The 5,754-nt window shown below is 64.6% G+C and carries 5 protein-coding genes and 1 pseudogene; 1 reads left to right on the top strand and 5 read right to left on the bottom strand.

Features of this window, described 5'->3' with window-relative positions:
* Positions 1 to 94 precede the first annotated feature (94 nt).
* From EN738_RS29670 to EN738_RS29660, 3 genes and pseudogenes are all read right to left on the bottom strand, one after another.
* Positions 95 to 742: an outer membrane protein gene (locus EN738_RS29670; RefSeq protein ID WP_127286750.1), complete on the bottom strand. Its 648-nt coding sequence runs from the start codon at positions 740 to 742 to the stop codon at positions 95 to 97.
* Between the two features lie 91 nt (positions 743 to 833).
* Positions 834 to 1,046 (bottom strand): hypothetical protein, encoded by a 213-nt coding sequence (locus tag EN738_RS29665; protein WP_127286749.1) that lies wholly within the window; start codon positions 1,044 to 1,046, stop codon positions 834 to 836.
* Between the two features lie 53 nt (positions 1,047 to 1,099).
* Positions 1,100 to 1,951, bottom strand: a pseudogene (locus EN738_RS29660) (alpha/beta hydrolase).
* A gap of 146 nt (positions 1,952 to 2,097) precedes the next feature.
* On the opposite strand from EN738_RS29660, the gene ade reads away from it, so the two are divergent.
* Entirely contained in the window at positions 2,098 to 3,915 is a 1,818-nt protein-coding gene (ade, locus tag EN738_RS29655) for an adenine deaminase (RefSeq protein ID WP_127286748.1), read from the top strand.
* 22 nt (positions 3,916 to 3,937) lie between these two features.
* Here ade and EN738_RS29650 read toward each other — a convergent pair whose 3' ends face one another.
* The gene (locus tag EN738_RS29650) at positions 3,938 to 5,101 is read right to left on the bottom strand and encodes an alpha/beta hydrolase (protein ID WP_127286747.1); all 1,164 of its coding nucleotides are present in this window, start codon (positions 5,099 to 5,101) and stop codon (positions 3,938 to 3,940) included.
* Positions 5,102 to 5,225: 124 nt separating this feature from the next.
* The coding region (locus tag EN738_RS29645) for an alpha/beta hydrolase (RefSeq protein ID WP_127286746.1) at positions 5,226 to 5,754 on the bottom strand (529 nt) is incomplete at its 5' end.

Here is a 5,754-nt window from a genome sequence, read left to right as displayed (position 1 = left end):
CCCCCTGCGGGCGCCGGCCACCCCATTTCTGTCGAAATCGAAATCCCTGAGCAACGGGGAGGCCGCCTTCGCGTCCTGGCGGACTATCTTGCGGTCAGAATTTATAGCTCAGGTTCACCCCCAGCGTGTGGAGCTTGACGTCCTGATCGCGGTCGTCCGGGATGTCGAAGTGCTCCGAACGGAAATCGAAGTAGCGGTATTGGGCGCCAACCACGAATTTATCCGTCAGGGCATAGTCGACGCCGGCGCCGAGCGTCCAGCCGACTTCCGTGCGCGTGTCGGCAACGCCATTGCGTGACGCTTCGATGCCGGCGAAGGCGATTCCGCCGATGCCGTAGACCAGCACGCGGTCCATGGCATAGCCGGCCTTGGCATCGACGGAGCCGAACCATTTCAGCTCGGCGCCGGCGGAATCTCCGAGGCCGAGGTCCGCCGCGCCGTCGACCGAGGAATAGTTGAGATCGGCTACGGCGCCGAGCACCGCCTGGTCGAATTGCCAGAGGCCGGCGACGTGGCCGCCGATGAAACCGCCATCGAGGTCGGGCGAGGCGGAAAACGGCGCGCCGCCGCTCGAGCCCATGTCGGCGCGGCCCCAGCCATAGCCGGCCTGCAGGCCGGCATAATAGCCGGTCCAGTCGAAGCCCGGGGCCGTCATTGGCAGATCGGCGCCCACGTCCGCCGCCTGGGCCGACCCGGACAGCAGCGCAAGTAAACCGGCACTGACGAGCGTCAATCGACGCATCGAGCTCTCCGAAATGGCGGTTTCGAAAGACTCCCTGGTACAACCTAGCCTTATTCGCCGCAAAACGGAATTGGCTTCATTCAACAACGGTTTACGCGGGCGGGTTGCGCACCCGATCCTCCAGGTCGCGCTGCTTCTCGAGAGGCGGTGCCAGACCGTTGATGGCGAACTCGGACAGCACGGAGCCGGCGATGAAGATCAGGATCGGCACGCCCCATGTCCAGAACGAATGCAAGGTAAAGAATGCCAGTCCGGCAAGGCCGGCCGACACTGCGAAGATTGCGAACCTGACCGTCTCTGCCATTTTCCGCCAATCCGAATGATCGTCAGCGACCGACGAGCATTCCAGCTTCCTGGCTATTTGGCGTCGATGAAATCCAGCGCCGCCTTGCTGTATTCGTCCGGCGCCTGCAGCATGGCGAAATGGCTGGCCTTGGGCAAGATGATCAGCTTCGCACCAGGAATGACCGAGGCCATGTATTCGGTGTGCTCGCGTTTGATCGCCTCGTCATGGTCGCCGGCGACGATCGCCGTCGGCGTGGTAATCTTGCCGAGTTGTTCCTTGGTCCACGCCGGCTCGCTTTCCCACATATGGCTGATCTGCGCCACGAAGGCGTCATACTGGTCCGGTGTCTTCGACATCTTCTTGTAGTCGCGGCCAGAGCGCTCGATGTAGGCCGCAAAGGTCTTGTTGGTCATCACGCCCGGATCGACGCCATCGGTGGTGACATTGGCGGCCTGCGCAAAGAGCCTTGTCAGCCGTTCTGGATGATGCAGCGCGATGTCGATACCGATAATGCCGCCATCGCTCCAGCCGACAAGCGCGGTCTTGTCGATCTTCAGGTAGTCGAGCAGCGCCAGATAGTCCGACGCCATCAGGTCGTAGCCATAGGGCTGCTCCGTGCGGGTGGAGCGGCCATGGCCGCGGCTGTCGGCGACAATGACCTTGTGCGTTTTGGAAAGCGTCGCCACCTAGCTCGCCCAGATGTCGGCGTGGCCGAGGCCGCCATGGATGAGCAGAACCGGGTCACCACCGCCGAAAACGGCGTAGTACATCTGGATGCCGTTGACCGGCGCATAGCCGCTCTGCTCGGGTTTGGGCATGGCCACCGGCTCCGGCAATGTCTGCCAACGTTCCTCGGCTGCGGCAAGAGCGGTTGACGCTATCAACAAGACGACGACTGCGATCGCTTTCCAGAGACGGGTCATGTTTCCCTCTTACGGTTCGGTCCGCGGTCAGCATCGCCTTTTAACCTGGTTAGTCAACAAGCGCGGCCTGCCGACCGGATGCCGGCCGACGGCTCTGGCGGCACCCGCCGACATTTGCGAGACTGGCCACAGCCAGGGAATCGCCAATGCCGAAAACGAAGGCCGCCAGGCCCGCAAAACCCCGTGCGTGGACCGAGATGGCGACGCACCTGGTCGATGTCGCGATGGGCCGCAAGCCGGCCGACCTCGTCATCCGCAACGGCCGCTGGGTGAACGTCCATTCGGGTGAGATCATCGCCGGCACCGACATTGCGATTGCCGGCGGGCGCTTCGCCTATTGCGGGCCGAATGCGGGCCACGCCATCGGGCAGGGCACCAAGGTCGTCGATGCAGGCGGGCGCTATCTGGTGCCCGGCCTTTGCGACGGGCACATGCATGTCGAGAGCGGCATGGTGACGGTGACCGAGTTCTGCCGCGCGGTGATCCCACATGGCACCACCTCGATGTTCATCGACCCGCACGAGATCGCCAATGTGCTGGGCCTGGCCGGCGTGCGGCTGATGCATGACGAGGCGGTCGCCATGCCGATCAACGTGCATGTGCAGATGCCATCCTGCGTGCCGTCGGCGCCGGGGCTGGAACATGCCGGGGCCGAGCTGACGGTCGCCGATATCGCCGAGGCGATGAGCTGGGAAAACATCATCGGGCTCGGCGAAGTGATGAATTTCCCGGGCGTCGCCGCCAACGACCCGGTGATGTCGGGCGAGATCGCCGCCACGGTCAGAGCCGGCAAGACGGTCGGCGGGCACTATGCCTCGCGCGACCTCGGCCTGCCGTTCCACGGCTATGTCGCCGGCGGTCCGCAGGACGACCACGAGGGCACGCGCGCCGAAGATGCGATCGCGCGGGTGCGCCAGGGCATGAAGGCGATGCTGAGGCTCGGCTCGGCCTGGTACGACGTCGCTTCGCAGATCAAGGCGGTGACGGAGAGCGGGCTCGACCCGCGCAACTTCATCCTGTGCACCGACGACAGCCATTCCGGCACGCTGGTGCATGAGGGCCATATGGACCGGGTGGTGCGGCACGCGATCAGCCAGGGCCTGAAGCCGGTGACGGCGATCCAGATGGCGACGCTGAACACCGCCCAGCATTTCCGGCTGGAGCGCGAGATCGGCTCGATCGCGCCGGGACGGCTTGCCGACCTGCTGATTGTCTCGGATCTGGCGGCGATGACCATCGACGAGGTCTATGCTCGCGGCGTCAGGCTGGCCAAGGGCGGCAAGCTCGACATCGACATCCCGGCCTATGACTATCCGAAGACGGCCAAGAACACGGTCAAGCTCGGCAAGAAGCTCAAGGCGAAGGATTTCGATGTGGCGGCGCCGAAGGGGGCTAACGAGGTGCGGGTGCGCGTCATCGGCGTGATCGAGAACCAGGCGCCGACGCGGGCGCTGGAGGCCGACCTGCCGGTCGAGGACGGGCTTGTCGGCATGGACCGGCGCAACGACGTCTGCCAGATCGCGCTGGTCGAGCGGCACAGGGGCACCGGCGGCGTCACCAATGCCTTCGTCTCCGGCTTCGGCTACATGGCGGACTGCGCGATGGCGTCCAGCGTGGCGCATGACGCGCATCACATCATCGTCGTCGGCACCAACAAGCAGGACATGGCGCTGGCCGTCAACCGGCTGGGTGAGGTCGGCGGTGGTGTGGTCCTGTTCTCCAAGGGCAAGGAACTGGCGCTGGTCGAGATGCCGATCGCAGGGCTGATGTCGGACGAGCGCGCCGAGACAGTCGCAGCCAAGGCCGAGCAACTGACGGAAGCCATGCGCAAGGTCGGTTGCTCGCTGAACAACGCGTACATGCAGCACTCGCTGCTGGCGCTGGTGGTCATTCCCGAGCTCAGGATTTCCGATGTCGGACTGATCGACGTGACGACGTTCCAGAAGGTCGATCTTTTTATCTGAAACCGTGTAGCGGGCCCATCGATCAGCCGCCGGTGGCGATGGTCAGCACCTTGAAAGGCGTGGTGATGACCACTTCGGCGACCGAGCCGACGGCCTTTCCAATGCCTTGGCCGATATTGTCGAACTCGGCCGAGTCAGGTTCGGTCGAGCGCAGGGCGGCTGGTGTGCGCAGCCGGTCGCCGAGCAATTGCACCAGCATCGGATTATCCGCGAACTTGGCATGGTTCAGGCGGTCGCCGCCCTTGGTGTTGGTCAGGTCCGCCACGACCACGCCATAGCTGGCAAGGTCGGCAGCATTGCCGTAGTCGCCGACTCGAGGCTTGTCGCCGGAAATCAGGGAAGACAGCTTCAGCGCCCGGTCGTCCCCCGAGAGCAGGATCGCGAAAGGCTTGTCCGGCTTGCCGTAGCGGATCATCTGCTTCTTGAAGACGTCGACATCGATGTCCGGCGAGGCCAGGATGACATAGCCGATCTTGCCGCCGAGATCGCGGTCGCCGGTGATGGCGAGCTGGCGCAGCGCTTCCATCGTCAGCCAGGTTCCCATCGAATGGGCGATGATGTCGATGCTCTTGACGTGGGTCTTGGCCAGCATCCGCAGCGTCGCCTCGAGGTCGTCACGCGCGGCTGTGGAGCTGTCCTTGTCGTAGATATAGCCGGTCGTCTTGCCGCTCGATGCCCAGGAGAACAGCACCGGCGTGCCTGGGTATTTCGTGTCGTGCGCGATCTGGGTCAGCCGGAAGACGCCATCGTCGAAGCCGTTGTTGAAGCCGTGCACGAAGACCAAAGCGCGGTCGCCGCTTATGGCGATGTTGGAGCCGACGGCCTTGGCGAATTGCTGCTGGTCCCCATAGTGGACGACCTCTGTGGCGGTGAACTGCTTGGCCGGGTTGCTGTCGGCCGAACCCTTGGCGCGTTCGATGGCGCCGACCTGATGCACCTTGGGAACGGTGACGTCGACGCGGGCGTAGCTGGTGGTCAGCGAGCGGTCTCCGTCGAACACCTGCCGCTTGTCCTTCGTCGCCTGCTGGCGGGTGGTGGCGACAAAGATCTCGTGCGTCGCGGCGATGTCGGAGGCCGGCACCGTCACCGTCGTCTTGTTGAGCAGGTCATGCGTGTTCCGGCCGGCGCATCCCGCGGCGGCGAGCGCGAAGGCAAGGACTATGACAGTCTTCGAACGCACGATCACCCGGGATCCCTCAAGGGGCGAAAATCATAACGCCTCAGACCAATCCGATAAAGCCCGCGGCCGGTCCGGTCCAGTTCAAAGTGGGCGCGGCCGGCAACCGCGCCGGCCGGGCGGAACCATTAAGCTACTGCCCGAGCTGGCTGATGCGGTCGGTCACCGTCTGGTCGCTGGCGAAGCCGTCATCCTCGCGCAGCCGCTGGCCGATCATCTTCACCAGTTCGGGATTGTCGGCGAATTTGGTGTGGTTGAACCTGTCCGATCCCTTGACGCTGGAGAGGTCGACGACGCTGACGCCATAGGTGGCGAGGTCGGCCGCGTCCTTGTAGTCGCCGACGCGCGGCCGCGAGCCGGCGATCAGGCCGGAAAGCCGCAGCGCCCGGTCGTCGTCGGACAGAAGCAGGATGAAAGGCTTGTCCGGCTTGCCGTAGCGGCGCATCTGGCTCTTGAACACGTCGACGTCGATATCGGGCGAGGCCAGAACCACGTCGCCGAGCCTGCCGCCGAGATCGCGGTCGCCGGTGATGGCGAGCTGGCGCAGCGCCTCCATGGTCACCCAGGTTCCCATCGAATGGGCGACGATGTCGATGCGCCGCGCGCCCGTCTGGGCAAGCATGCGCAGCGTCACCTCCAGCTGGTCGCGAGCCGCGCTGGCG

Origin of the sequence: Mesorhizobium sp. M4B.F.Ca.ET.017.02.2.1 (assembly GCF_003998955.1) — a bacterium.
GTDB classification, from domain to species: Bacteria; Pseudomonadota; Alphaproteobacteria; order Rhizobiales; family Rhizobiaceae; genus Mesorhizobium; species Mesorhizobium abyssinicae.
The sequence above is the reverse complement of the archived record's forward strand: the minus strand, read 5'-3'. Positions and strand labels throughout refer to the sequence as shown.

What these genes read in the sequence shown, in the direction of transcription:
- ade (WP_127286748.1), top strand. Translation starts at nt 2,098, where the DNA reads ATGCCGAAAACGAAGGCCGCCAGGCCCGCAAAACCCCGTGCGTGGACC.
- EN738_RS29670 (WP_127286750.1), bottom strand. Translation starts at nt 742, where the DNA reads ATGCGTCGATTGACGCTCGTCAGTGCCGGTTTACTTGCGCTGCTGTCC.
- EN738_RS29665 (WP_127286749.1), bottom strand. Translation starts at nt 1,046, where the DNA reads ATGGCAGAGACGGTCAGGTTCGCAATCTTCGCAGTGTCGGCCGGCCTT.